This is a genomic window from Mycobacterium sp. 3519A (assembly GCF_900240945.1).
Classification (GTDB): Bacteria; Actinomycetota; Actinomycetes; order Mycobacteriales; family Mycobacteriaceae; genus Mycobacterium.
The window spans coordinates 1-2697 of record NZ_OESG01000006.1 but is presented as its reverse complement, the minus strand read 5'-3'; the positions used below and the strand labels follow the sequence as shown (position 1 = coordinate 2697).

General features: G+C 63.7%; 1 protein-coding gene. It reads right to left on the bottom strand.

Translation table 11 applies throughout. The annotated features are described in order from the left end of the window. The coding region (locus C1A30_RS00060; protein ID WP_235009586.1) for a condensation domain-containing protein at positions 1-2697 on the bottom strand (2697 nt) is incomplete at both ends.

The window sequence follows — 2697 nt, the reverse complement described above, 5'->3', positions numbered from 1 at the left end:
TGGTGGTGTCGGGTGTGATGGTGGCGCGGACGGGCACGGTGTTGATCAGCAGACCCACCATCGACTCGGCCCCGGGCAATTCGGTGGGCCGCCCGGACACCGCGGCGCCGAAGACGACATCAGGCTGGCCGGTCATTGACATCAGCGTTTGCGCCCAAGCACCCTGCAGCACAGTGTTGACGGTGGTGTGACACAACCGGGCCAACTCGTTGATCGCGCGGGTAGTCTGCTCGCACACCCGCGACGAGACAACAGCGCGCGGCCCGAGCGTGCAGCGGTTCGACGGTCCGACCAGGGTGGGGGTGTCGAAGCCGGCCAGCACCTGGCGCCAGGCCGCGCGGGCGGCGTCCACGTCACGCTCGGCCAGCCAATCGACAAACCGACGATACGATGCAACCGCCGGTAGAGGCTCGCGGTAGTAAGCGGCGAAGATCTCTTGCATCAGAATGGGCAGGGACCAGCCGTCGAGCACGATGTGATGATTGGTCAGCACAACCCGGTGACACTGATCGGCGGTGCGGATCACCGCCACCCGGAAGGCTGGTTCGGTTGTGGGGTGGCTGACTGCGGCGCGTTCGGCGGCGCAGATGTGTGGGATTTGTTCGTCGGTGTCGAGTTCGAGGTACTGCCAGGGTATTTCAGGATCGGCCGGGATGATCTGAACGGGTTGGTCGAACTGATCACAGAACCGGGCGGCCAGGTTGGGGTGCCGAGCGATCACCATGCGCACCGCATCGGCCAACCGCAGCGGATCCAACGGCCCGGCCACCGTGACCTCCAACTGCATCGCATACAAGTCGCTATCACTGTTTTGTCGGGTGGTATGGAACAGCAGCCCCTGCTGCAGCGGAGTCAACGGCAACACATCAGCAACGGCGAAACGCTGTTCCAATTCCTCGATCTCACGTTGATCAAGCCGTGCCGGGGTGATATCGGAGGGAGTCAATCCTCCACCGCCACGCTCGACGTGAGCACCCAACCCGGCCAACGCCTCAAACCACAACCGGCTCAACCGATCGACCTGCCCGGCATCAAACACCGACGGCGCCCACGTCCACGTCGCCTGCAACGACGGACCCGCCTCGGTATCCACCGTGACCGCATTGACCTCCACCGCATGCGCCAACGTCAACGGCACCGCCGCAGCAGCGGCAGCGTAAGGCACGCTGTCTTGGCTGATCCGCCACACCTCGTCGGGCAGTTCAGCGGTGGCCGCGCCGAACCGGCCCAGATAGTTGAATCCGATGGTGGGTTCTGGTCCGGACAGGTCGATATCGGGGTTGAGGTAACGCAACAACCCGTAGGTCAACGGATCGGGCAGACCACGTAGTTGTTCCTTGGCGCCCTTGACAACCGCACCCAACCCATCACCACCGGCAACCACCTGCGCCCAGGACAACCCACCCACACCCAACGCCACCGGATACTTCGCAGTGAACCACCCCACCGTGCGCGACAAATCAACATCACCCACCAACCCCTCAGCACGGCCATGGCTTTCCACATCAATACCCACCACCGCACCGTGATCGCCGACGTATTCAGCCCACGCCAACCCCAACGCAATCAACAACACATCCTGAACACCACAATGAAACGCCGCAGCAACCTCACCCACCACCAGCCGCGTGACCGCCACATCCAACTGCGCACTCACATGCCCAGCACTGGCATAGGTATCCACACCCGGGCGCGGCCCCGCCAACACCGGCACCGCCGCCAACACCTGCTGCCACCGACCCGCCAACTGCACCACACCAGCACTACCGGCATACTCGGCCAACAACGCCGCCCACCGCTTAAACGACGTCGCCCCCGCAGGCAACGCGATCACCTCACCACGACAATGCTGACCCCACGCAATATTGAGGTCCTCCACCAGAATCCGCCACGACACCGCATCAACAGCCAGATGATGAACCACCAACACCAACTCGCCACTACCGGTGACCCACACCGCCCGCACCATCACCCCAGCAGCCGGATCCAACCCCGCCCGCGCCGCAGCCACCACCGCATCCGACAACACCTCAACACACTGCACACAATCACCGGCATCAACAGCACCCACCGCAGCCACCGCCAACGACCACCCACCACCACCGCCGGCCTCAACACCCAACCGCAACACCGCATGCCGATCCAACAACGCCTGAACCACCACCCGCACATCAGCCTCGCTGACCCCCGGCGGCGCCTGAATCACCATCGTCTGATTGAACTGATCAACACAACCATCCACCGACTGCAACCACCGCATGATCGGCGTGGCCACCACCGGCCCCACACCCTCATCAACCGGGCCGCCCTGCTGACCAACAGCCACCACCACCCGCGCCAACCCCGACACCGACTGCTCCACAAACACATCCCGCGGCCGACACACCAACCCCGCCGCCCGCGCCGCAGCCACCACCTGCATCGAAGAAATACTGTCCCCACCCAGATCAAAGAACGAATCATCCACACTGACTCGTTCCAGCCCCAACACCTGGGCATAAATACCGGCCAACACCTCTTCAACCGCATTACCCGGCGCCCGATACCCTTCAACCCCACCGTATTCCGGCGCCGGCAACGCCCGCACATCAAGTTTGCCGTTGACCGTCAACGGCAACGCCTCGATCACCACAATCGCCGCGGGCACCATATAACCGGGCAACCGCTCAGCCAACCCCGCCCGCACCCGCACCACAT